Source organism: Mycetocola sp. TRD_SC_2 (genome assembly GCF_055361225.1).
On record NZ_CM143954.1, the window covers coordinates 2,240,041 to 2,261,947 of the forward strand.

22 protein-coding genes and 1 tRNA gene are annotated in these 21,907 nt (G+C 64.7%); 10 read left to right on the forward strand and 13 right to left on the reverse strand.

Annotated elements, in window-relative coordinates; genetic code table 11:
- Positions 1-10 precede the first annotated feature (10 nt).
- On the forward strand, positions 11-1,651 hold the full coding sequence (locus ACWA1Q_RS10735; RefSeq protein WP_463757278.1) for a DNA repair helicase XPB: 1,641 nt from the start codon (positions 11-13) through the stop codon (positions 1,649-1,651).
- On the opposite strand, the gene ACWA1Q_RS10740 is transcribed toward ACWA1Q_RS10735, so the two are convergent.
- Both ACWA1Q_RS10740 and folP read right to left on the reverse strand, forming a co-directional pair.
- A complete protein-coding gene (locus tag ACWA1Q_RS10740; protein ID WP_463757279.1) occupies positions 1,648-2,400 on the reverse strand; it encodes a pyrimidine reductase family protein in 753 nt (250 codons plus the stop codon). The genes ACWA1Q_RS10735 and ACWA1Q_RS10740 overlap by 4 nt on opposite strands.
- The gene (gene folP, locus ACWA1Q_RS10745; RefSeq protein WP_463757281.1) at positions 2,393-3,316 is read right to left on the reverse strand and encodes a dihydropteroate synthase; all 924 of its coding nucleotides are present in this window, start codon (positions 3,314-3,316) and stop codon (positions 2,393-2,395) included. Before folP ends, ACWA1Q_RS10740 begins: the two co-directional genes overlap by 8 nt.
- A gap of 134 nt (positions 3,317-3,450) precedes the next feature.
- Here folP and ACWA1Q_RS10750 point away from each other — a divergent pair, with 134 nt between their 5' ends.
- The 3 genes from ACWA1Q_RS10750 (at position 3,451) to ACWA1Q_RS10760 (ending at position 6,330) form a co-directional block, all read left to right on the forward strand.
- Positions 3,451-4,140 (forward strand): response regulator transcription factor, encoded by a 690-nt coding sequence (locus ACWA1Q_RS10750; protein WP_108391630.1) that lies wholly within the window; start codon positions 3,451-3,453, stop codon positions 4,138-4,140.
- A 15-nt stretch (positions 4,141-4,155) separates the two neighbouring features.
- Positions 4,156-5,871: a sensor histidine kinase gene (locus ACWA1Q_RS10755; RefSeq protein ID WP_463757283.1), complete on the forward strand. Its 1,716-nt coding sequence runs from the start codon at positions 4,156-4,158 to the stop codon at positions 5,869-5,871.
- Positions 5,872-6,039: 168 nt separating this feature from the next.
- Positions 6,040-6,330: a WXG100 family type VII secretion target gene (locus ACWA1Q_RS10760; protein ID WP_463757284.1), complete on the forward strand. Its 291-nt coding sequence runs from the start codon at positions 6,040-6,042 to the stop codon at positions 6,328-6,330.
- An 89-nt stretch (positions 6,331-6,419) separates the two neighbouring features.
- On the opposite strand, the gene groL is transcribed toward ACWA1Q_RS10760, so the two are convergent.
- From groL to ACWA1Q_RS10780, 4 genes are all read right to left on the reverse strand, one after another.
- Positions 6,420-8,039, reverse strand: a complete 1,620-nt coding sequence (gene groL / locus ACWA1Q_RS10765) for a chaperonin GroEL (protein ID WP_463757286.1) — start codon at positions 8,037-8,039, stop codon at positions 6,420-6,422.
- Positions 8,040-8,226: 187 nt separating this feature from the next.
- Entirely contained in the window at positions 8,227-8,430 is a 204-nt protein-coding gene (locus ACWA1Q_RS10770; RefSeq protein WP_121672567.1) for a cold-shock protein, read from the reverse strand.
- A 230-nt stretch (positions 8,431-8,660) separates the two neighbouring features.
- Complete coding sequence (locus ACWA1Q_RS10775) at positions 8,661-9,233, reverse strand: LytR C-terminal domain-containing protein (RefSeq protein ID WP_463757287.1); 573 nt, start codon at positions 9,231-9,233, stop codon at positions 8,661-8,663.
- A 111-nt stretch (positions 9,234-9,344) separates the two neighbouring features.
- Positions 9,345-9,626, reverse strand: coding sequence for a DUF3263 domain-containing protein (locus ACWA1Q_RS10780; protein WP_463757288.1), 282 nt, complete (start codon positions 9,624-9,626; stop codon positions 9,345-9,347).
- 204 nt (positions 9,627-9,830) lie between these two features.
- Here ACWA1Q_RS10780 and msrB point away from each other — a divergent pair, with 204 nt between their 5' ends.
- Together msrB and ACWA1Q_RS10790 are read left to right on the forward strand one after the other, a co-directional pair.
- The gene (gene msrB / locus ACWA1Q_RS10785) at positions 9,831-10,247 is read left to right on the forward strand and encodes a peptide-methionine (R)-S-oxide reductase MsrB (protein ID WP_463757290.1); all 417 of its coding nucleotides are present in this window, start codon (positions 9,831-9,833) and stop codon (positions 10,245-10,247) included.
- 1 nt (position 10,248) lies between these two features.
- Positions 10,249-10,782 (forward strand): nitroreductase family protein, encoded by a 534-nt coding sequence (locus tag ACWA1Q_RS10790; protein WP_463757291.1) that lies wholly within the window; start codon positions 10,249-10,251, stop codon positions 10,780-10,782.
- On the opposite strand, the gene ACWA1Q_RS10795 is transcribed toward ACWA1Q_RS10790, so the two are convergent.
- Positions 10,766-11,737, reverse strand: a complete 972-nt coding sequence (locus tag ACWA1Q_RS10795; protein ID WP_463757293.1) for a DMT family transporter — start codon at positions 11,735-11,737, stop codon at positions 10,766-10,768. The genes ACWA1Q_RS10790 and ACWA1Q_RS10795 overlap by 17 nt on opposite strands.
- 7 nt (positions 11,738-11,744) lie before the next feature.
- A tRNA-Thr gene (locus ACWA1Q_RS10800) sits at positions 11,745-11,821 on the reverse strand.
- Positions 11,822-11,904: 83 nt separating this feature from the next.
- Between ACWA1Q_RS10800 and ACWA1Q_RS10805 the strand changes: the two genes are divergently transcribed.
- Positions 11,905-13,245 carry a threonine/serine exporter family protein gene (locus ACWA1Q_RS10805; protein ID WP_463757296.1) on the forward strand — a complete coding sequence of 447 codons (1,341 nt, stop codon included), beginning with the start codon at positions 11,905-11,907 and terminating at the stop codon, positions 13,243-13,245.
- A gap of 3 nt (positions 13,246-13,248) precedes the next feature.
- On the opposite strand, the gene ACWA1Q_RS10810 is transcribed toward ACWA1Q_RS10805, so the two are convergent.
- A complete protein-coding gene (locus ACWA1Q_RS10810; RefSeq protein WP_463757297.1) occupies positions 13,249-14,187 on the reverse strand; it encodes a DsbA family protein in 939 nt (312 codons plus the stop codon).
- 280 nt (positions 14,188-14,467) lie between these two features.
- Here ACWA1Q_RS10810 and ACWA1Q_RS10815 point away from each other — a divergent pair, with 280 nt between their 5' ends.
- Together ACWA1Q_RS10815 and ACWA1Q_RS10820 are read left to right on the forward strand one after the other, a co-directional pair.
- Positions 14,468-15,568: an ABC transporter ATP-binding protein gene (locus ACWA1Q_RS10815; protein ID WP_463757299.1), complete on the forward strand. Its 1,101-nt coding sequence runs from the start codon at positions 14,468-14,470 to the stop codon at positions 15,566-15,568.
- A gap of 60 nt (positions 15,569-15,628) precedes the next feature.
- Entirely contained in the window at positions 15,629-16,915 is a 1,287-nt protein-coding gene (locus ACWA1Q_RS10820; protein ID WP_463757301.1) for a DUF4032 domain-containing protein, read from the forward strand.
- A gap of 32 nt (positions 16,916-16,947) precedes the next feature.
- Here ACWA1Q_RS10820 and rlmB read toward each other — a convergent pair whose 3' ends face one another.
- From rlmB to ACWA1Q_RS10840, 4 genes are all read right to left on the reverse strand, one after another.
- Positions 16,948-17,964, reverse strand: coding sequence for a 23S rRNA (guanosine(2251)-2'-O)-methyltransferase RlmB (gene rlmB / locus ACWA1Q_RS10825; RefSeq protein WP_463757302.1), 1,017 nt, complete (start codon positions 17,962-17,964; stop codon positions 16,948-16,950).
- A complete protein-coding gene (gene cysS / locus ACWA1Q_RS10830; RefSeq protein WP_463757303.1) occupies positions 17,954-19,372 on the reverse strand; it encodes a cysteine--tRNA ligase in 1,419 nt (472 codons plus the stop codon). The genes rlmB and cysS overlap by 11 nt, the downstream gene beginning before the upstream one ends.
- Before the next feature lie 3 nt (positions 19,373-19,375).
- A complete protein-coding gene (ispD, locus tag ACWA1Q_RS10835; protein WP_463757305.1) occupies positions 19,376-20,551 on the reverse strand; it encodes a 2-C-methyl-D-erythritol 4-phosphate cytidylyltransferase in 1,176 nt (391 codons plus the stop codon).
- A 159-nt stretch (positions 20,552-20,710) separates the two neighbouring features.
- Positions 20,711-21,193: a CarD family transcriptional regulator gene (locus ACWA1Q_RS10840; RefSeq protein WP_090713134.1), complete on the reverse strand. Its 483-nt coding sequence runs from the start codon at positions 21,191-21,193 to the stop codon at positions 20,711-20,713.
- 155 nt (positions 21,194-21,348) lie between these two features.
- Between ACWA1Q_RS10840 and ACWA1Q_RS10845 the strand changes: the two genes are divergently transcribed.
- Positions 21,349-21,876: a hypothetical protein gene (locus ACWA1Q_RS10845; RefSeq protein ID WP_463757307.1), complete on the forward strand. Its 528-nt coding sequence runs from the start codon at positions 21,349-21,351 to the stop codon at positions 21,874-21,876.
- Positions 21,877-21,907 lie beyond the last annotated feature (31 nt).

The window sequence follows — 21,907 nt, forward strand, 5'->3', positions numbered from 1 at the left end:
CTGAACCGCTATGTCTGATGGCCCCCTGATCGTTCAAAGTGACCGCACCGTGTTGCTCGAAGTGGCGCACCCGCTCGCGGAAGACGCGCGACACGACCTGGCGGTTTTCGCGGAACTCGAACGCGCACCCGAACACATCCACACCTACCGGATCACGCGCCTGGGTCTCTGGAACGCGCGCGCCGCCGGGCATGACTCAGCCGACATGCTCGCCACGCTGGAGAAATACTCGAAGTTTCCGATTCCGCCCACCGTCTCGATCGACATCACCGAGACCGTCGGCCGATACGGCCGCCTCGTCATCGAGCGCAACGACGACGGCGATCTGGTCCTCCAGTCCAGCGACGAAGCCGTGCTTTCCGAGATTTCTCGTGCACGCAAGATCGCACCGCTGTTGATCGGCCATCCTTCTTCGGATTCCTACCTCGTCGAGCCGTGGGCTCGCGGAGCGCTCAAGCAGGAGCTGGTGAAGATCGGCTGGCCGGCGGAGGACCTCGCCGGATACACGCCCGGCACCCCACACGCGATCGACCTGCTCGAGGAGGACTGGCATCTCCGCGATTACCAGCAGAAGGCGGTCGACAACTTCTTCGAGGGAGGCTCGGGCGTTGTCGTCCTTCCCTGTGGCGCCGGGAAGACTCTCGTCGGCGCCGGAGCGATGGCGACGGCGAAAACGAACACCCTCATCCTCGTGACGAACACCGTGTCCGCCCGGCAGTGGCGCGACGAACTCCTGCGCAGGACCAGTCTGACCGCCGACGAGATCGGCGAGTACTCCGGGCAGCTCAAAGAGGTCAAGCCGGTCACGATTGCGACGTACCAGATCCTCACGGCCAGGAGAAAGGGTGAATACGCTCACCTTGCCCTCCTCGACGCCATGGACTGGGGCCTCGTCATCTACGACGAAGTACACCTTCTCCCCGCTCCCGTTTTCAAGCTCACGGCCGAGCTGCAGGCGCGCAGGCGCCTTGGACTCACGGCGACCCTCGTTCGTGAGGACGGTCGCGAGGGCGATGTCTTCAGCCTCATCGGGCCCAAGCGCTTCGATGCCCCGTGGAAGGAGATCGAAGCCCAGGGCTTCATCTCGCCCGCCGCGTGCTTCGAAGTTCGCATCGACCTCCCGCAGGAGGATCGCCTGAGCTACGCCGCGGCATCCGACGACGAACGGTACCGACTCGCGGCAACGGCACCAGCCAAGCTCCAGGTGGCGCGGGACCTCGTCGCGCGGCATCCCGGCGAGCGGATTCTGGTCATCGGGCAATACCTCGACCAGATCGATGACCTCGCCGAGGCCCTCGACGCTCCCCAGCTGACGGGCTCAACGCCGGTGGATGAACGGGAGCGGTTATTCCAGGCGTTCCGGGTCGGCGAGATCTCCGTTCTCGTGGTGTCGAAGGTCGCGAACTTCTCGGTCGACCTGCCCGAAGCAACAGTAGCAATCCAGGTCTCAGGGTCGTTCGGGTCCCGCCAGGAGGAGGCACAACGGCTCGGCCGCTTGCTCCGGCCGAAGGAATCGGGACTCAGCGCGAACTTCTACACGCTCGTCGCCCGCGACACGGTCGATCAGGACTTCGCGCAAAACCGGCAGAGGTTCCTCGCAGAACAGGGTTACAGCTACACCATCCTTGACGCGCACGCGCTCGCGGCTTAGGCGTCCAGCCGGAGGTATCGCAGCAGCAGCGTTCCTTCGGAGCTGAGAACCGACGCGAGCGACATGCTCCGTTGGATGCCGTCAGCATCACCCGCGACAATTCTCCCGGCGCCGGGTCCCTCGATGAACGGACTGATCGTCAAACAGACCTCGTCGACCGCGTCGAGTGCCAGTGCGTCTGCGAAGAGGCGTGGACCCCCCTCCGAATGGATTTGCGTCAGCCCGCGTTCGGCAAGGACCGATTTCACCGTGCTGATGCTCACGGTGGACTCGCCCGCAACGACAAGGTCGGCGACCTCGCTGAGCGCTGATCGCCTGTCCTCTGGGGCTTCCTCGACCGTCACGACAACCGGCCGGACCGGGGCATCGGTGAAGATGCGGTGCCCGGGATCGAGGTCAAGACTAGCCGAGACGATACCGAACACAGGTTGCTCGGAAAGCCCGTGTGCCAGTCGCCAGTCGACGGCGGGGGTTTCGAGGCGCATGGGCCCGTAGCCCTCCGCCCGAACGGTGCCCGCCCCGACGAGGACGATGTCCGAGAGCCGACGGAGGATGTCGAACACCCGGCGGTCGGCGGGAGTTCCCAGGCCAGCAGTGAGACCGTCATGGGTTCCTGCCCCGTCGATGCTCGACACGAAGTTCACCCGGAACCAGGTCGACGCGCGATCGTCGACGGAATAGAAAGCCGTGATCTCGTCGTCGGTGAGCGGGTCGCCGGGCGTGAGGGGGAACACAGCGGGTTCAGTCATTGCTCTCCCCCATGTTGTGACGGAGGTAAGCGGGCTGCCGGAATCCGAGGATGGCCTCTGTCATCCTCACCGCCTCTACAGCAGGGCCCACGTTGTGCATCCGGAGAATTCTCGCTCCGTTGAGGATGGAGACCACCGCAGCGGCCAGTGACCCGTAGACGCGCTCCCCTCGATCGCGATCGAGGGTCTCGCCGATGAAATCCTTGTTCGACACCGCGGCGAGGGTTGTGAATCCCAGGGCGGCGATCTCGCCGAAGCGTCTGGTCAGTTCGAGCGAATGCAGGGTGTTCTTGTTCAGGTCGTGGCCGGGGTCCACGATGATCCGCTCGGCGGGAATACCGGCGTCGAGCGCCGCGCGAGCGCGCTCTGAGAGGAACGCTCGGACCTCGGCGACAACATCGTGGTACTGCGGGCGGGCGAACGGCGACCGGGGCTCGGCGAGGCTGTGGGTGATCACGACGCTGGCGCGGCTGTTCGCGACCGCAGTGATCATCGCCGGGTTCCGCAGTCCCGTGGTGTCGTTGATCACGTCCGCCCCTGCTGCAATGCTCGCAAGCGCCACCTCAGGCTGGAACGTGTCGATCGAAATGACGACATCCGCTTCGGCGCGAACCGCCTCAACTACCGGAACAACCCGCTCGATTTCCCGAGCGACGGCGACTTCAGGGCCCGGCGCGAACGGTGCGCCACCGATGTCAACGATGTCTGCTCCGTCCGCGACCGCCTGGAGGGCTGCCGCCACGGCCTCGTCGAGCCCGAAGGTGCTTCCCCTGTCATAGAACGAGTCCGGTGTGCGGTTCACGACGGCCATCACCGCGACCTGCCGGGAAAAGTCGAAGGTCCGCGTTCCCAGAGTGCGACTCGGCAGTGCCGGGACGAACATCCGATCGTCGGACGATTGCAGGGGAACAGTCATCCTCCCATCGTGCCGCACGCGACACTGTCCTGGTCGCCGTTCCCGCGGCTCACGGCATCCTGTCCGGTTGGACGCATCGATGACACACCGAAGACGTTCAGGAAGAACGCAGCCAACACGCAGATACTGGGCACATGACTGGACCACGAATTCTCATCGTCGATGACGAACCGAACATCCGCGACCTGCTCACCACCAGCCTCCGCTTCGCCGGCTTCGCCGTGCGAGCTGTCGGAAACGGCGCCCAGGCCATCTCCGCCGTGCTCGAGGAAGAGCCCGACCTCATCATCCTCGACGTCATGCTGCCCGATATGAACGGATTCGGCGTGACGAAGCGCCTCCGATCGGCCGGCTACACCGCTCCGATCCTGTTCCTCACAGCGAAGGACGACACAGAGGACAAGATCATGGGCCTCACCGTCGGAGGCGACGACTACGTCACCAAGCCATTCAGCCTCGACGAAATCGTGGCCCGCATCAAGGCAATCCTCAGACGCACCATGCATGCTGATGAGGATGCCGTCATCCGCGCAGGCGAACTCACCATGGATCAGGACACCCATGAGGTTCTCGTCGGCGAGACACCCATCGAGTTGAGCCCCACCGAGTTCAAGCTTCTGCGGTACCTCATGCTCAACCCGAACCGGGTGTTGAGCAAGGCGCAGATCCTCGACCACGTCTGGGAGTACGACTTCAATGGGGACGCCGGCATCGTCGAGAGCTACATTTCCTACTTGCGACGCAAACTGGACCAGTTCTCGACTGAACCGCTCATCCAGACCAAGCGTGGATTCGGCTACATGCTGAAGACAGCGAAGGCGTAAACCGAATACGGGTACATGCACGATCCCATAGCCGAGTGGTGGAACGCGATTTCACTGCGCACGAAGATCACCGGGGTGACCGTGCTCGTCCTCACCTTCGGACTGCTCGTCGCCGGCGTCGGTACCGTCGTCATGCTGCGGCCGGCCCTCGTCGACAAGGTCAACACCGATCTCGTTACAGCGGCGCAATCCCCGGTTCCTCCTGGATTCCTCAATGTCGAGGAGCAAGAGGCTGACAACGCCGGTGACATGGTCAAGGATGCGATGTCCTCGGACTACTTCACCGCGATCTACGACGCTGACGGTCAACTTCGCGCCGCCACCTGGCAGGACCGCCCCGAGGGGATGCTGCCGAACATCAGCCGAACGTTCGAGTTGTCAGACGCCGTCAAACAGACCGGCGTCTTCCAGCTGGCGAGCATCGACGGCAAGACGACGTACCACGCCGTCGTCGTTCCCTACCAGTGGGACCACCAGGGGTCCATCGGCGTTGTTCTTGTCGCGATCTCGATGCGGGAGACCGAGACAATCATCGCCACCTACCTGACGATCTTCTTCGGCCTCGGGCTCGGTGTCATCATCATCGGCGCCCTGCTCACGCGTCTCCTCGTCACCAGTACGTTCCACCCCCTGCGAGAGGTGGAACACACGGCAGCGGCGATCGCCGACGGAGACTTCAGCCAGCGCCTCGCCGTCGCGACCCCGAACACAGAGGTCGGGCGGCTGAACCGCTCACTCAACACCATGCTTGCGCGAATCGACAAAGCTTTCGCGGACCGGGCGCGCACCATCGACCAGATGCGCCGCTTCGTCGGCGATGCCAGTCATGAACTGCGGACACCGCTCGTCACCGTGCGCGGATACGCCGAGCTGTACCGGATGGGGGCGTTGCAGAACAGTGACGACCTGACCCAGGCGATGAGCCGCATCGAGAAAGAAGCGATCCGGATGGGCGGCCTCGTCGAGGACCTGCTCGAACTGGCTCGACTCGACGAGACCAAGCCGATGGTCCTGACCCCGGTCGACCTCACTCCGATTGCGAGAGACGCAGCGCTGGACGCGAACGCATCATCGCCACGTCGCACGGTGAGTGTCGTTGTGGATTGCCCGCCGACACCGCCACTCCCTCCGGCGCCGGCTTTGACGGAACCCGTTCCGACGGCATCCGCGGTCACTCGTGCCACGCCGTCCGACGACGAATCGACGGCGACGGGACCGATCGCGTTCGCCGGCGCTACGCTCGCCCGGTTCCGCCAACGGCGCCCGCGCAAGCAGACTGACACGGGCCCCGCGCTGACGATTCGGTCGAACCTCGCCGTCGTTCCGGATCCGGAACCCGAGGTTCCCGCGATCGTGATGGGCGAAGAAAACAAGCTGCGCCAAGTCGTCACGAACCTCGTCGGCAACGCCCTCCGATTCACACCCGACGACAGTCCACTTGAAATTGGAGTGTCCGCGGACTTGAAGACACGCACGGCAACGATCGCCGTGATCGACCACGGCGACGGCATCCCCCCTCAGATTCGCGAGAAGATCTTCCAGCGCTTCTGGCGCGCCGATTCGTCCCGCACGCGGGAGACCGGTGGTTCCGGCCTTGGGCTCGCCATCGTCTCATCCATCGTCGCCGCTCATCACGGCACCGTGTCCGTGACCGAGACGCCGGGCGGCGGAGCGACGTTCCGCGTCAGCTTCCCACTCGCAGACACCGCGATTCCCCTGCCGCCGAGCTGAGTCGCCGCAGACTCGGTGACTCTCGCCGCCTCGGTGATTCCTCCCCAGAGCAGGAACCGCCGGAGGCCGTCCACGCCTGACCGTTCCCCACCGGGAGCGTGCCCACGCGCCCGTACGGTCGGAGAACGGATGCCGCGCCCCGCGCGTCCGGAATCCAGAGGAGGAGTCATGACCAGATACCAGGTGGACAGCGATGTTGTGATGGGGACGACCGGTTCCGTCCGGGCGCGGATCGAGACGATCCAGTCGGAGGTCGACGCCATGATGCGCCAGCTGACCGAGTTGCAGTCGACGTGGACAGGAGAAGCGTCGAACGCGTTTCAGGGGGTCGTTGCCGACTGGCGCGGCACCCAGCGGAGGGTCGAAGAGAGTGCCGTGCACATCAACACCGCGCTCGCGCGGGCCGGCAGCCAGTACCAGGAGATCGAAAGAACCAACGCCAACATGTTCCGCATGTGACGGATGCGATCGGCACGGCTTGTGAAGACAACGAAAGCGGGGCGCCTCCCGAAGGAGACGCCCCGCCAGTTCGTGCGAGTTGCTCGGACTTAGAAGTCCATGCCACCGGTCGGGTCGCCGGCCGGAGCCGGGTTCTTCTCCGGCTTGTCGGCGACGACGGCCTCGGTGGTGAGGAACAGTCCCGCGATCGACGATGCGTTGAGCAGCGCCGAACGGGTGACCTTCACCGGGTCGTTGATGCCCGCGAGGAGCATGTCGACGTACTCACCGGTCGCGGCGTTGAGGCCGTGTCCGACGGGCAGGTTGCGGACCTTGTCTGCAACGACGCCGGGCTCGAGACCCGCGTTGAGGGCGATCTGCTTGAGCGGAGCGTCGATGGCGACCCGGACGATGTTCGCCCCGGTTGCTTCGTCACCCGAAAGCGAGAGCTTCTCGAATGCGGTCTTGCCAGCCTGGATGAGCGCAACGCCACCACCGGCGACGATGCCCTCTTCGACGGCAGCCTTCGCGTTGCGGACAGCGTCCTCGATGCGGTGCTTGCGCTCCTTGAGCTCGACCTCGGTCGCGGCTCCGGCCTTGATGACTGCAACGCCACCGGCCAGCTTGGCCAGGCGCTCCTGCAGCTTCTCGCGGTCGTAGTCGCTGTCGGTGTTCTCGATCTCCTTGCGGATCTGGGCAACGCGGCCCGCGATCTGCTCGACGTCGCCGGCACCTTCGACGATGGTGGTCTCGTCCTTGGTGATGACGACCTTGCGGGCACGGCCCAGGAGGTCAAGGGTGACGTTCTCGAGCTTGAGGCCGACCTCTTCCGAGATGACCTGTCCACCCGTGAGGATCGCGATGTCCTGGAGCTGAGCCTTGCGACGGTCTCCGAAGCCGGGAGCCTTGACGGCGACCGACTTGAAGATGCCACGGATCTTGTTCACGACGAGGGTTGCGAGGGCTTCGCCGTCGACATCCTCCGCGATGATGAGGAGCTGCTTGCCCGACTGGATGACCTGGTCAACGATCGGGAGCAGGTCCTTGATGTTGGAGATCTTGGAGTTGGCGATGAGGACGTAGGGGTCCTCGAACACTGCTTCCTGGCGGTCCGGGTCGGTGACGAAGTATGCCGACAGGAATCCCTTGTCGAAGCGCATACCTTCGGTCAGCTCGAGCTCGGTGCCGAACGTGTTCGACTCCTCGACGGTGACGACGCCTTCCTTGCCGACCTTGTCGATGGCCTCGGCGATGATGGCGCCGATTTCGGCGTCACCGGCGGAGATGGATGCCGTAGCCGCGATCTCTTCCTTGGTCTCGACCTCTTTCGCGTTGGCGATGAGCTCTTCGATGACCGCAGCGGTGGCCTTCTCGATGCCGCGCTTGAGCGAGATCGGGTCAGCGCCGGCAGCGACGTTGCGCAGGCCTTCGCGGACGAGTGCCTGGGCAAGAACGGTAGCGGTGGTGGTGCCGTCGCCTGCGACGTCGTCAGTCTTCTTGGCGACCTCCTTGACGAGCTCGGCACCGATCTTCTCGTACGGGTCGTCGAGCTCGATCTCCTTGGCGATGGAGACACCATCGTTGGTGATCGTGGGCGCGCCCCACTTCTTCTCAAGGACAACGTTGCGACCGCGTGGGCCGAGCGTTACCTTGACGGTGTCGGCCAGAATGTTCAGACCGCGTTCGAGGCCGCGGCGGGCTTCCTCGTCAAAAGCAATGATTTTTGCCATGTGGTTTTTCGTCCCTCCCGGACGTAATGAACGTAGTTAGCACTCTACGAATGCGAGTGCTAACACGATTCTGGCACTCTGCCCCTGTGAGTGCAAGCTCGCTGCCGGGCGTGAGACAGAGGCCGCATCCGGGCCCCCAACGAAGCGACGCCGCCCACCACCGGTGGACGGCGCCCGGCAGCGAGGATCAGACCGCGCGAACGGCCTCGGCCTGAGGCCCCTTCGCGCCGGTGCCGATTTCGAAGCTCACCTGCTGGCCCTCTTCGAGTGAGCGATATCCGGTGCTGTCGATCGCGGAATAGTGGACGAAGACATCCTGCCCATCCCCGTCGACGGTGATGAAGCCGTAGCCTTTTTCAGCGTTGAACCACTTCACGGTTCCATTCGCCATGTGTCACTCCCAATGCAGTGTTCTCCGTGCAGGCAGGCGCCAGCCCGGGTCAGCCGGCGCCTGGGCCCGGCGATCGTGCCGGCTCGTCAGCCTCCGGCGAGGGCACGATCATGACCAGTTCCAGATCCTAGCGAGAAGATCTGTCGCCCGAACAGGGGTTTGACCAGAGGAAAAGCAGTTCCTACCCGCACCGCGATGCTCCTATCCGTCGTGGAACGCATCGCGCTTTCTCACTCCTGGGCAGCGTAGTCCGACCCGAGAACGACCGTGAGCTGTAGGAGAGGTTCCTCCCCATCGTCGACCGGGATCTGGAATTGCGTCGACAGCTGGATGTTCCCGATTCCGAGGCCTTCAGCGAGTCCACGCGCAGCCCCTTCCTGCGACGGGTCCTCGTAATAGACGGTCGTGGTTTCGACGTCGGCTGCCGAGGCGCTCCCCGGCGTAATGCTCTGGGTCCAGCCCTCCGAGTTGAGCTTCTCGATCGCACGGGTGGCGAGGCCCCTTGTAGACGTCCCGTTCAGCACCGTGACCATCGAGTCCGGGTCGATCGTCGCGACCGCCGCCGGTGTGTCCGTGGGCTCGGGCGCGGTCGCAGCGGGAGAAGGCGCCTCGACGAAGTTGACGCGGTCACCGAGCAGTGTCAGGCCAAGGATTCCTGCCGCCACGAGAACGAGAGTCGCGAGCCCTGCCCACATGAGAAGGAACCAGCCCCTGCCAGCAGGCACGGGCGCGCGATGCGCCCCGACCCGTTGAAGGTCTTCAGGAATCTCGTCGAACCTGTCCTTGGCGAAGTTTTGTGCCATGTCGCTGCTGTCAGGTCCTCTGTGTTCTTCGGTCAGACGATGTTCGGTCAGACGGCTTTTCGGTCAGATTGCGTTCGGGAGACGATCGGCGAACCCGGAAGCGATCGCTGTTCAGTCAGCGTTCCTGGCTCGAGCCCGGCGTGCGGCCTGCCGGGTGTCGCGCAGCCTGTGCAGGCGCTTGACGAGGAGCGGATCGTGAACGAGGGCTGCGGGCGAATCGATGAGCACGCCCAGCAATTGATAGTACCGGGTGGGAGAGAAACCGAACGCGGCACGGACCGCTTCTTCCTTCTGGCCGGCATGCTGCCACCACCGGCTCTCGAACTCAAGGATCGCGAGGTCACGCTCGCTGAGCTCGGGGCTCGTCTCGTTCGGAGAACCGTTGTCACCCATATCCACCACCGCTCGAAGTCCTTGTGCGCTCGAAGACCGTGCCGCCATCCTAAGGCGTGGCCGACGCGCATTTGCTTCGCGCGTGGCGCGTCGGAGGAGGCGAGCGGACGATGCTCAGGTATTGCCCAGCCTGAACGTAAGACGGGAACATGATGGCCCGGGAAGGGGTTAGATAAGAGGCAAGCATTATCCGTTAGGAGCAGTATGACCCAGCCCGTGGACAAGACCCCGGTGAACAAGACCAATGACGAGTGGCGCGAGGAACTGACCAGTGAGCAGTACGCGGTGCTGCGTGAAGCTGCAACCGAGCGTCCGTGGACCGGTGAGCTGCTCGACGAGAGCCGTTCCGGTCTGTACACCTGTGCAGCCTGCGGCGCAGAGCTGTTCAAGAGCGGAACCAAGTTCGACTCCGGTTGTGGCTGGCCCAGCTTCTACGAGTCCGTGCGGCCCGAAGCTGTGAACCTCATCGAAGACAACTCGCTCGGGATGGTGCGGACAGAGGTACGGTGCGCCACGTGTGACTCACACCTCGGCCACGTCTTCGACGATGGATTCGGCACCCCGACCGGTGACCGGTACTGCATGAACTCGCTCGCGCTCAATTTCGCGCCCGTCGAGTAACGTGGTTCGTCTGGTCGACATCGTCGCGGCGCGCCGGTCGTGGTCGCGCGTGACAGCGGATGCGCCGACGCACGAGGACCTCCTTCCGCTCGTCGCAGCATCCGCCCGTGTCGCGGACCACAGCGCCCTGCGACCGTGGCGCCTGCTCGAGTTGCGCGGTCCGGCGCGCGAAAAACTCGGTAAAGCGATAGCGAAGGCGGAGGGAGACGACCATCCGTCATCCAAGCCTCTGCGGGCGTCGCTTCTGATCGCGATCGTCGTGTCGCTCAAGAAGAGTTCGAAAGTGCCCGCGTGGGAGCAGGAGGCCGTGGCCTCCGGCGTCGCACACACGCTCAGCCTGTTGCTGCACGATGCCGGCTGGGGTGTCCTGTGGCGCACGGGAAGTTACACGCGATCGAAGCCGGTTCGCAAGATGCACAAGCTCGGCAAGAACGAGTATCTGCTCGGCTGGCTCTACGTCGGTGGCATCCCCGAGGGCGCCAAAGCAGGATCCCGCAAGCCCATCGACGCCGAAGCGCTCATCCGCGAGCTCTAGGCCGCCTGAATGTCGCGACACTCACGGCGACGAGGGCCAGCGCCGCGCCGCTGACCGTGGTGAAGCCGAGATCGGCGCCGCCCGGAGCGACAGCGTCGATGACGACCGACCCGACCAGCTGACCAGCGACGGTTCCGAGTCCGAGAAGCAGGACACCGGTATGGGCGACGAGGAACGCATTGACGCCGATGAAGACGCAGCCGATCGCTCCGCCGAGGTAGAGGAGAGGTTCCGCTGGGAGATGCTCGGGCCAGCCGACAAAGAAGGATCGAACGAGCAGAACAGCTACGAGGGCGAGCGTTCCCACCACGAAGTTCAGAAACGTTGCGGTGAGTGCACTGTGAGCCCGAGCACGGACCCGGCCGTTCACTGCCGACTGCCAGCCGGTGCCGAAGCCGGCGAGCAATGGCATCCCGAGCATCCACAGTGGAACATCCCCGCCAATCTGCCCGGAGACAGACCACAAAACGGCGATCATCGCGAGAGCGGCGCCGAGGAGCCGTGGCCACGTGGTGGCTACCTGCCCGTTCGGTCCAAAACCGATCCGGTCGAGGATCAGGCCGGAGGCGGTCTGGCCGGCGACGAGGGCAACACTGAACAGCGCAACCCCGACGACCGCGCCGGTGATGCCCTGACCGAGGACGAGGAATGCGCCGGAGAGACCGCCGAGCACCGTCCACCACGGCATACTTCCGTCCCGGAGTGCGGCGGCGATGGTTCCGAGGCCGGTTCGCCCGTTGCGGACGAACATCAAACAGACGGTGAGGATGATCAGGCCAGACCCGAACGAGATCACCGCGGCGACGAAGCCATCTCCGATCGCGAGGCCGAGGGCTCCGTTGAGTCGGGTCTGCACAGCGACGAGCGCACCGCAGGCCGCGGCGATGATGATGGCGAGCCAGGGTGGAATTCCCGCCCGCGGGTTCACCGCGGTCACCGGGGACACATCGAGCATCTGCACATGGAGCCGCCTGTCGGATTCGAACCGACGACCTGCGCATTACAAGTGCGCTGCTCTGGCCAACTGAGCTAAGGCGGCGTGGACTCGTCAATCATAACGAACCCGCGCGCCCTGTCCTGCCATGACATCCTTGAGAGACCACCACGACGAGGAACACACGCATGCCCGAGCAGTCCCAGGCACCCGCCACGACAGAACAAACGGGCAGAGGCATCCTCGACCTCGCCATTCGTTGCGGGGAAGTCATCTTCGCCTCCGGCGCCAGCGCGGAGGATGCGACAGCGACCATGCTCGCCGTCACGCGGGCATACGGACTCAAGGGCTGTGAAGCGGATGTCACACACACCGTCATCACGCTGACCTGGGACGATTCATCGACGGGCGACTCGGTGACCCGCTCGAGAAACGTCAAGTACCGAACGCTTGACTACACCCGGCTGACGAACATGTCCACCCTCGTCGACGACCTGCTCCACACCCCGATGTCGGTCGGCGAAGCCCGGACGCGAGTCAACACCATCATCGCCGCCCGCCCGATCTATCCGGTGCTCGTCCGGCGGCTCGGCTGGAGCCTGGTCGGCGCTGGAGCGGCCCTGCTCCTCGGCGGCGGGCCGCTCGTCATCGGTGCAGCGTTCGTTGCCACCTTCTTCGTCGATTCGCTCACGACCGCTCTCGCGCGAACGCGGATGAGCGTGTTCTACCAGACCCTCGCCGGAGGAGCCGTCGGGCCTGTTGTCGCCGCGCTCGTTCACTTTCTCGATCCAGCGGCCAGCCCATTTCTCGTTGTCGTCGCGACCATCATTGTGCTGCTCGCCGGCGTGACGTCGTTCGGCGCCGTGCAGGACGTCCTGTCGGGCTTCTACGTCACGGGTACAGCGCGCGTCCTCGAGGCACTCCTCATCACCGGAGGGCTCGTCGCCGGTGTCGCCGGGACGAGCATGCTCCTCGCCCGGTTCGGCCTCGTGCTCGACATCGCAGATTACGTGCCGCCGTCGTTCGCCAACATCTGGTTGTTGCTGATGGCATCCGTCGTCATCATCCTCGGTTTCGCGCTCGCGGTCGAAGTGCCTGCGCGGGCCATTTGGGCGGTCAGCGTGCTCGGGGTCATCGCCTACCTCGTCTACACGAGTGGTCAGGAGGCTGGCTTCGGTGTTGCATGGTCAGCCGCGGCCGCCGCCGTTGCCGTCGGTGTTTTGTCTGCGCTCGCATCGCGGCTGGTGCGGACTCCTCCCCTGCCGCTCGTCGTCTCGGCACTTGTCCCGCTCGTTCCCGGACTGATCCTCTTTCGGGGCCTACTGGAGTTGAGCGCGGGTTCGATCGACGGGCTGCTCAGCATGCTGGAAGCAGCTTCTGTCGCCGTCGCCCTCGCCGCTGGCGCCATCCTGGGCCAATACCTGGTGCAGAACGCGCTTGGCCCGGCACGCCGGATCCAGCGCCGGTTCGTCGGCCCGCTCATGGGCGTTCAGGTGCGGCTGGGCCGCAAGCGCGACGAGAAGATCTAGCCGTTACTCCGCAGGCGCGGACGGTGAGGGACTCGGGCTCGGGCTCGACTTCGCGTACGTCTCGCTCGCAACCGAAAGCACGAAGGCCTGGAACTCTTCGTCGTCGGTGATCGACCCGGTGTACTGCTTGTCGTTCACAAGAACCGTCGGGGTTCCCTTGACCTTGTCGAGGGAAGAGTACGGCACCTTCTCCGTGGTGGCGCGGTCCGTTGCCGACTGCACCCACGGGGTGAAGGTGGCGTCCCTGATGCAGGAATCGATATTCGACTGAACCGGTCCGGCCGGAGCAGTGCCGGCTTCGGTCTCGATCGCCGTCGCCGCGAGTTCCATGAGGGCCTCGTCGGAATGTCCGGCTGTGCCAACCTCAGGCTGGTTCTTGAACAGGAGAGAGTTGAAGTCGAAAAAACCGTTCGGCGCGTAGTTGGCGACGCACGCGGCAGCGTTCGCTGCACGCAGTGAGTACTGGGATCCGGCCGACCGTCCGGTGAGGAGGGCGATGGGGTGATACTCGACAGTCGCCGTACCCTTCTCGGCCCAGGTCGACAGCTGCTTGGCGTTCGCACGCTCGAACTCACCGCACACCGGGCACAGGTAGTCGACGTAGATCCGGATGTTGGGAACCTTCGGGTCGACCTTCGTCGCGACGGGTGACGCTCCGGCCGCGAGGGCCGGCGTCTCCACGACCTCGAGTGCTGATCCGACGACGATCCCGTCGCTGGCCATGTTCGCCGGTCCTGGCGCCGGCGGGCGGATTGCGCTCGTGATGATGAACGCGACACCGACGATGACAGCCACAACTGCGACGACAATGCCACCCTGCAGGAGCACGCGATTGCGCTTGTCGCGCTTCTTCTGCGACTCCCGCAACTCTTTTGCCTTCTCGCGGGTCGCCTCGCGACGCTCGTTCTTCGTCGGAAGAACTTCTGGTGCGTCGTCGTGCATAAATCCTCGCTTCGGGGGTGAGTATTCGGTCGGTTGCGGGTCGGGTTGCCGTGGCCAACACCCACCGATCGTAGTTGCGCAGTCTGGGAAATGCCCAAACGGATGCTGCGTGCCGCAGGTACGGGCACCTCACCAAACTGCACTGGTCGCCTCACTTCATGCCATACTGAAGCTTCGCGATCGTGTACCCGCACGACCGCGCGCATGCAGCGCAGCACGCAATGCATGAATCCATTCACTCGGATCGTCCGGCACGTACCTGCCGGTGAAGGAGCACAACATGTCATCCGTAACGTTCGACAACGCCACACGTATGTACCCAGGTGGTACCCGCGCCGCTGTTGACCAGCTGAGCCTCGAGGTCGCCGATGGCGAATTCCTCGTTCTGGTCGGCCCGTCCGGTTGTGGTAAGTCCACCTCCCTGCGCATGCTCGCCGGCCTCGAAGAGGTCAACGACGGCCGCATCCTCATCGGTGACCGCGACGTCACCGACGTGCCGCCGAAGGACCGTGACATCGCGATGGTCTTCCAGAACTACGCGCTGTACCCACACATGACGGTCGCCGAGAACATGGGCTTCGCTTTGAAGATCGCCGGCGTCAACAAGGACGAGCGGGCAACCCGCGTCCTCGAGGCAGCGAAACTTCTCGACCTCGAGGAGTACCTGACCCGCAAGCCGAAGGCACTCTCCGGTGGTCAGCGTCAGCGTGTTGCCATGGGTCGCGCGATCGTCCGCCAGCCCCAGGTCTTCCTCATGGACGAGCCGCTGTCGAACCTCGATGCGAAGCTCCGCGTGCAGACCCGCACGCAGATCGCGTCGCTCCAGCGTCGGCTCGGCGTCACCACGGTCTACGTCACGCACGACCAGACCGAGGCACTCACCATGGGTGACCGCATCGCCGTGCTCAAGGATGGCGTCCTGCAGCAGGTCGGAACACCGCGTGACCTGTACGAGAAGCCGCAGAACGTTTTCGTCGCCGGCTTCATCGGCTCTCCCGCGATGAACCTGCTGACCGCAGACCTCGCAGAAGGCGGCATCCAGTTCGGTGCCCGCGTCGTTCCGGTCGACCGCGACATCATCGGCCAGACCAGCGCGAGGCAGGTCACCGTCGGTGTCCGCCCCGAGGACATCGAAGTGTCGACAGAGCCAGGCAACGGCCTCGAGGTCCACGTCGACCTCGTCGAAGAGCTCGGCGCTGACGGTTACCTCTACGGGCACGCAGACGTCAACGGCAAGCGCACCGACCTCGTCGCCCGTGTCGACGGACGCACCCACGCGCACGCCGGTGAGAAGGTCTTCTTGATTCCCACGCCGCGCCACCTGCACGTCTTCGACGTCGAGTCTGGACTCCGCATGAACGCAGCCGTTTCGGCCGAATAACAGCATCGCGCCGGCTGGCAGGGTTTCACCCCGCCAGCCGGCGCTACTGTTTAACTCACCATGAGCGCATCACTCAACATCACCGCAGCCACCGTCGACCCGGCGCTTCTCGACCTGCCGTGGGACCTCCCGCTGGAGAACTGGCCCAACGAAACCATCGCGTCACTTCCCAAGGGAATCTCGCGCCACCTCGTGCGCTTCGCGAACCTCTCCGGCTATGTCGTCGCCGTCAAGGAAACCACCGCCGAGATGGCGCGCGGCGAATATGACATGTTGCGCACGCTTCAGCGCATGGACATCCCGTGCGTTGACCCCGTTGCCGTCATCACCGGGCGCTCAGACGAATCGGGTGACCCGCTGCCGAGCGTGCTCGTCACGCGGCACCTCAAGTTCTCACTCCCCTACCGCGCCCTGTTCTCTCAGCAGTTGCGTCCCGACACAGCCGGCCGGCTGGTCGACGCACTCGCCGTCCTGCTCGCCAGGCTCCACATCGCGGGCTTCTTCTGGGGAGACGTCTCGCTGTCGAACACTCTCTTCCGTCGGGACGCTGGCGCGTTCGCCGCTTACCTCGTCGACGCCGAGACCGGAAAACTGTACGGTGGCGGACTGTCGAACGGTCAGAGGGAGAACGACCTCGAGATCGCTCGCGTCAACATCGCCGGCGAGCTCATGGACCTCGAAGCGGGCGGACGGGTCGACGACGCCCTCGACCCGATCAAGCTCTCTGACGGCATCGTCGCCGCCTACCGGTCCCTGTGGACCGAACTCACGGGTTCCGAGTCATTCTCATCGAGCGAACGCTGGCGGATCAACGAGCGGGTGCACCGTCTCAATGAACTCGGCTTCGACATCGAGGAGCTCGCCATCAAAACGGACGAGACCGGCTCCCGTGTGCGGATTCAGCCGAAGGTCGTCGACGCCGGCCACCACCAGCGCCGTCTTCTGCGGCTCACCGGCCTCGACGCTGGAGAGAACCAGGCCCGACGGCTGCTCAACGACCTCGACTCCTACGGTGCCACGTTCGCAAAGGCGAACATGGACGAGGAGATGATGGCCCACGAGTGGCTCATTCGCGTCTTCGAGCCCGTGGTCAAGTCGATCCCCCGCGATCTCAAGGGCAAGCTCGAGCCGGCAGAAGTGTTCCACCAGTTGCTCGAACACCGCTGGTTCATGTCTCAGAACCAGGCCAGGGACGTTCCGCTCTCCGAGGCACTGACCTCGTACATCAACGACATCCTGCGCCACCGCCGTGACGAAGCAACGGTCATCACTCCCCCGACCGGCGCCATCACCCTGCCGACCGCTGTGGTCGCGGCCCCGGACGAAAACTGGCGCGACCGGGTCTGAGACCCGGCCGCGCCAGCGCCCACAAGCAGACGTTATTTCTTCTTCGCCTTCTTACCCGATGAACGCAGCTTCGAGATCTCGTAGAGAGTGACGGATGCCGCGATGCCGGCATTCAGCGACTCGGTCGCTGCCGAGATCGGGATCGACACGATCGCGTCACAGGTCTCGGTGACGAGGCGCGACAGTCCCTTGCCTTCGCTTCCGACGACGACAACGAGGGGCCGGTCGGCGAGTTCGAGGTCAGGAAGATCGACTGTTCCGCCGCCGTCGAGGCCGACGACGAAAACGCCAGCGGCCTTGAACGCCTTGAGCGTCTGGGTCAGGTTCGTCGCCATGGCGACGGGCGTGCGGGCCGCCGCGCCGGCGGACGTCTTCCAGGCCGACGCTGTCAGCCCGACGGAACGCCGCTGCGGAACGATGACACCCTGGCCGCCGAACGCCGCGGTCGAGCGGATGATCGCGCCGAGGTTACGCGGATCGGTGACGCCGTCGAGCGCAACGAAGAGTGGAACCTGGCCGCGCGAGACGACTTGCTCGAGCAGCTCGGTGGGGTGGGCGTATGAGTACGGCGGAACCTTGAGCGCGAGGCCCTGGTGCACCGAGTCGAAGCCGGCGAGACGGTCAAGCTCTGGCCGCATGACCTCGAGGATCGGGAGACCGCGAGCCGTCGCCAGGGCAAGAACTTCTTTCACCCGGTCGTCGAACTCGATCCGTGTGGCCATGTAGAGCGCAGAAGCGGGGATCTTGGCCCGAAGCGCTTCGAGCACCGAGTTGCGACCCGTGACGATCTCGCTGTCGTCAGCCTGCTTCTGCTTGGGCTTGCGACCAGCGGCGGGCGCGGTGCTCGGTCGCCCACCGGACTTGGCCTGGGCCTGGTTGAGCCGCTCCTTGGCGATCTTGCGCTTTCCAGCGGCGTGGTAGGTACGGTCTTCAGCCTTCGGCGTCGGTCCCTTGCCCTCGAGGGAGCGGCGGCCAAGGCCACCTGTTCCCTTTGCCGGGCCCTTCTTCGTCTTACGAACCGCCCCTGGGCGGCCATCCTTACTGGCCATCAATACTCCAATGTGCACCCGTTGAGGTGTCTTCAATCGTGATTCCCGCTGTCGTGAGGACGTCGCGGATCCTGTCGGCGGCCGCGAAATCGCGTGCCGCCCTGGCCTGCTGGCGCTCATCGAGCAGTTTGTCGACGAGCGTGTCGAGCGCCGCGGATGCTGCTGTGTCCTGACCGCGGGACCATTCGGGCGAGAGAGGGTTGATTCCGAGAACCTCGGTCATGGCCATCACCTGCCCTTGCGCCACGGCGGCTGAGGCGAGGTCTTCCCCGTCAATGCTCGCGTTGCCTTGCCTTATTGTGTCATGCAATACCGCGAGCGCCTGCGGAAGGGACAGATCGTCGTTCATCGCGGCGGCGAAGGCATCCGGAATCTGCTCCGTGCCCGTCCCCGCGAAACGCGTCCCGGTGAGCCTGCGGGTGACCCGCTCGAGGAAGCTCTCAATGCGATCGAGCGCTGCCTCGGCTTCGAGAAGGGCACCGTCGTGGTAATCGATTGTCGACCGATAGTGCGCCTGCCCGAGATAGTAGCGAACGACGATGGGGCGTGCAGCACCGAGGAGGTCGGCCGCGTAGACGGAGTTGCCCAGCGACTTGGACATCTTCTGCCCGTTCACGTTGACGAGACCGTTGTGCACCCAATACGACGCGAACGGGTCACCGGCCGCCGTCGACTGCGCGAGCTCGTTCTCGTGGTGCGGGAAGCGCAGGTCGAGGCCGCCGCCGTGGATATCGAAAGCGGCACCCAGGTAACGGCTTGCCATGGCCGAGCATTCGATGTGCCAGCCGGGCCTGCCGTCGCCCCACGGGCTGGGCCACGCAGCCGACACGGGTTCGTCAGCCTTGTGTCCCTTCCACAGGGCGAAGTCGCGAGGGTCCCGCTTGCCGCGGGGATCAGCATCCGTTGCTGCGTCCATGCTGTCGATGTTCTGCCGTGTCAGCGCGCCGTATTCGGACCAGCTGCGCACGTCGAAGTACACGTCGCCCGAGGCGTCTTCGGCGACGTAGGCGTGGCCGCGATCGATCAGCCGTTCGATGATCGTGTGCATGTGCTGGATGCTCGCTGTCGCGCGCGGTTCGTAGGTGGGGGGCAGAATGCCGAGGGCGCTGTACCCGGCAGTGAACTCCAGCTCGGTGCGATAGGCCAACGCCCACCATTCCTCGCTCTCGGACGCGTTGACGAGAACCTTGTCGTCGATGTCGGTGACGTTGCGCACGAGGGTGACGTCGTATCCGGAGTAGTTCAGCCAGCGGCGCATCTGGTCGTAGACGAGCGCCGATCGCAAGTGACCGATGTGCGGGGATGACTGGACGGTGGGTCCACAGACATACACTCCGACCTTGCCGGGAACGAGCGGGGTGAAGTCACGGAGGGCCTGTGCCCGGGAGTCATAGAGTTGGATTGCCACGACTCAAGAGTACTGGCGCGACACCGTGGCGGTCGCGATGGCGCACACACCCTCGCCTCGGCCCGTGAAGCCGAGCCCGTCTGTCGTCGTCGCTGAGATACTCACCGGCGCGCCGAGCAGACCGCTGAGGAAGGACTCGGCCTCCTGGCGACGCGGGGCGAATCGCGGGCTGTTGCCGATGAGCTGGACAGCCACGTTTCCGATGGCGAAGCCCTCGGCGGCGAGTTTCGACCGCGTGGCGGTCAGGAAGGTCTCGCCGTGCGCGCCCGCGAAGACCGGGTCGCTCGTGCCGAAGACGCTGCCGATGTCGCCCAGCCCAGCCGCTGAGAGCAGCGCATCGGTGATTGCGTGGCAGACGGGGTCTCCGTCGCTGTGACCGGAGAGACCACGCTCGCCCGGCCAGGACAAGCCGGCCAGCCAGAGCTCGGACTCGCTGTCATAGGCGTGGACGTCGGTTCCGATCCCGACACGGATGCCTGCTGGCACGCTCGAGAGGAGCCCCTCGGCCCTCCTGAGGTCCCACGGGGTCGTGATCTTGAACGAGAGCGCGTCGCCGTCGATCACGGAGACCGGGTGCCCGGCGGCGGCGAACAGGGCCGCATCGTCGGTGTATTCGACGTCGGCTTCCACGTACGCGGCGGCGAGCGATGCCCGCGGGAACCCCTGCGGCGTCTGGATCGACCGCAATTCGGACCGGTCGATCGTTTCGACGACCGTGTCATCATCGTCGACTCGCTTCACGGTGTCCTGCACGGGAACCCCCGGCACGATTCCGGATGCAGTCTGGGCGACACCCGTCACGACGTCGTCAAAGATGGCGGCGGGAGTCAGCGCTCGTGCAGCGTCGTGCACGAGGACAATCCGGATGCCGTCATCGAGGGCGGCGAGACCATTCGACACGGACTGCTGCCGGGTATCGCCGCCGGCGACGACCGAGATGGATGCTTCTGCAGGACCGGCTGCCCGGCGCGCCATCCCTTCCGCCTCGGTGACGAGGTCCGCCGGTGCGACGACGACGACCTGCGCCTCCCGTTGCATACCGAACACGGAGTCGAGGGAGCGTTCGAGCACGGTGCGTCCGGCGCAGTCGACGAAAGCTTTGGGGCGGGCGGCGCCGAGGCGCGTTCCGCTGCCGGCGGCGACGACGATGACGCCGACGATCGGGGAGCGCGTATTCATGTTCCCGAGCCTACCGACCCGCCGAGCTCAGCTCTGAGCGACCGGAGAACGACGAAGCTTGACCATCGGAACCCGGTCGAACGGCGCTTTGAAAACGACAAAAAGCTCGACCACCAAAAAACCCGGTGATCAAGCCTGTCGAGATCAGAGATCAGGCCTCTAAGAAGCCAGAACCTCATCAAGCACGTTCGAGGCCTTCTCTTCATCGGTCTTCTCCGCGAGGGCGAGTTCCGAGATGAGGATCTGGCGTGCCTTTGCAAGCATGCGCTTCTCGCCGGCCGAGAGGCCGCGGTCCTGGTCACGGCGCCAGAGATCGCGCACGACCTCGCTCACCTTGATGACATCGCCGGAGGCGAGCTTCTCAAGGTTGGCCTTGTACCGGCGCGACCAGTTCGTGGGTTCTTCAGTGAACGGCGCACGAAGCACGTCGAAGACGCGCTCAAGACCTTCTTTACCAATGACGTCACGAACGCCGACCAGGTCGACGTTCTCAGCGGGCACCTCGATAACGAGGTCACCCTGGGTGACGCGAAGCTTCAGATAAAGCTTCTCTTCTCCCTTGATGACCCGAGTTTTCACTTCCGCAATAGTTGCGGCTCCGTGGTGGGGGTATACGACGGTTTCGCCAACCTCAAAAAGCATGGATGTGTATCCCTTCAGCATCTACCAGAATACCACAGGGGGTATGCACTAAAGTTCGCTCAGCATTGGGCGGGCAGAGCGGCTGGCTAGACTAAACTCGGACTCGTTCCCGCACGCTGTTTCCGCGTGCGCACCCCTGTGTTCTTGGAGGACCTGTGAAGGCGCGTTTGATCGCATCCGTCGTGCTGGCGGCCACCGTCGTATTGGGCACCAGCGCGTGCAACCTGGTCGCCCCGCAGGCCACGACGAAGAATTACGACCCCAGCGATGGTGTCTCGGGTCGCGTCGGCGACGTGAAGATCCGCAACGCCCTGATCATCATGGGCGAAGAGGGCACTGACGGGAACCTCATCGTGTCCCTGACCAACGGTGGCGATGCACAGTCTCTCGACATCCAGTTTGGTGACGGAGAGAACGGAACCGCAACTGTCCAGGTCCCCGAAGCGTCGACCGTGTCGTTCGGCACAGCGGCTGAGGACCCGATCCTGCTCGAGGGTGTCGACGCCCTTCCCGGTTCCCTCACGACGGTGTTCTTCCAGTACGGCAACGAGACCGGTGTGGAGATCCTTGTCCCCGTGCTCGACGGCTCGCTGCCCGAGTACAGCGACCTCGTGCCGACGGCGTCGCCGACCCCGGTCGCGACCCCGGCGAGCACGCCTGAAGCTACGCCCGAAGGCGAATAACAGTTCCTCAGAAAAGCGCGGCGCCCCGGTT

Coding starts and splice junctions, on each gene's coding strand:
- ACWA1Q_RS10735 (WP_463757278.1), top strand. CDS start 11: ATGTCTGATGGCCCCCTGATCGTTCAAAGTGACCGCACCGTGTTGCTC.
- ACWA1Q_RS10740 (WP_463757279.1), bottom strand. CDS start 2,400: ATGACTGAACCCGCTGTGTTCCCCCTCACGCCCGGCGACCCGCTCACC.
- folP (WP_463757281.1), bottom strand. CDS start 3,316: ATGACTGTTCCCCTGCAATCGTCCGACGATCGGATGTTCGTCCCGGCA.
- ACWA1Q_RS10750 (WP_108391630.1), top strand. CDS start 3,451: ATGACTGGACCACGAATTCTCATCGTCGATGACGAACCGAACATCCGC.
- ACWA1Q_RS10755 (WP_463757283.1), top strand. CDS start 4,156: ATGCACGATCCCATAGCCGAGTGGTGGAACGCGATTTCACTGCGCACG.
- ACWA1Q_RS10760 (WP_463757284.1), top strand. CDS start 6,040: ATGACCAGATACCAGGTGGACAGCGATGTTGTGATGGGGACGACCGGT.
- groL (WP_463757286.1), bottom strand. CDS start 8,039: ATGGCAAAAATCATTGCTTTTGACGAGGAAGCCCGCCGCGGCCTCGAA.
- ACWA1Q_RS10770 (WP_121672567.1), bottom strand. CDS start 8,430: ATGGCGAATGGAACCGTGAAGTGGTTCAACGCTGAAAAAGGCTACGGC.
- ACWA1Q_RS10775 (WP_463757287.1), bottom strand. CDS start 9,233: ATGGCACAAAACTTCGCCAAGGACAGGTTCGACGAGATTCCTGAAGAC.
- ACWA1Q_RS10780 (WP_463757288.1), bottom strand. CDS start 9,626: ATGGGTGACAACGGTTCTCCGAACGAGACGAGCCCCGAGCTCAGCGAG.
- msrB (WP_463757290.1), top strand. CDS start 9,831: ATGACCCAGCCCGTGGACAAGACCCCGGTGAACAAGACCAATGACGAG.
- ACWA1Q_RS10795 (WP_463757293.1), bottom strand. CDS start 11,737: ATGCTCGATGTGTCCCCGGTGACCGCGGTGAACCCGCGGGCGGGAATT.
- ACWA1Q_RS10805 (WP_463757296.1), top strand. CDS start 11,905: ATGCCCGAGCAGTCCCAGGCACCCGCCACGACAGAACAAACGGGCAGA.
- ACWA1Q_RS10810 (WP_463757297.1), bottom strand. CDS start 14,187: ATGCACGACGACGCACCAGAAGTTCTTCCGACGAAGAACGAGCGTCGC.
- ACWA1Q_RS10815 (WP_463757299.1), top strand. CDS start 14,468: ATGTCATCCGTAACGTTCGACAACGCCACACGTATGTACCCAGGTGGT.
- ACWA1Q_RS10820 (WP_463757301.1), top strand. CDS start 15,629: ATGAGCGCATCACTCAACATCACCGCAGCCACCGTCGACCCGGCGCTT.
- rlmB (WP_463757302.1), bottom strand. CDS start 17,964: ATGGCCAGTAAGGATGGCCGCCCAGGGGCGGTTCGTAAGACGAAGAAG.
- ispD (WP_463757305.1), bottom strand. CDS start 20,551: ATGAATACGCGCTCCCCGATCGTCGGCGTCATCGTCGTCGCCGCCGGC.
- ACWA1Q_RS10840 (WP_090713134.1), bottom strand. CDS start 21,193: ATGCTTTTTGAGGTTGGCGAAACCGTCGTATACCCCCACCACGGAGCC.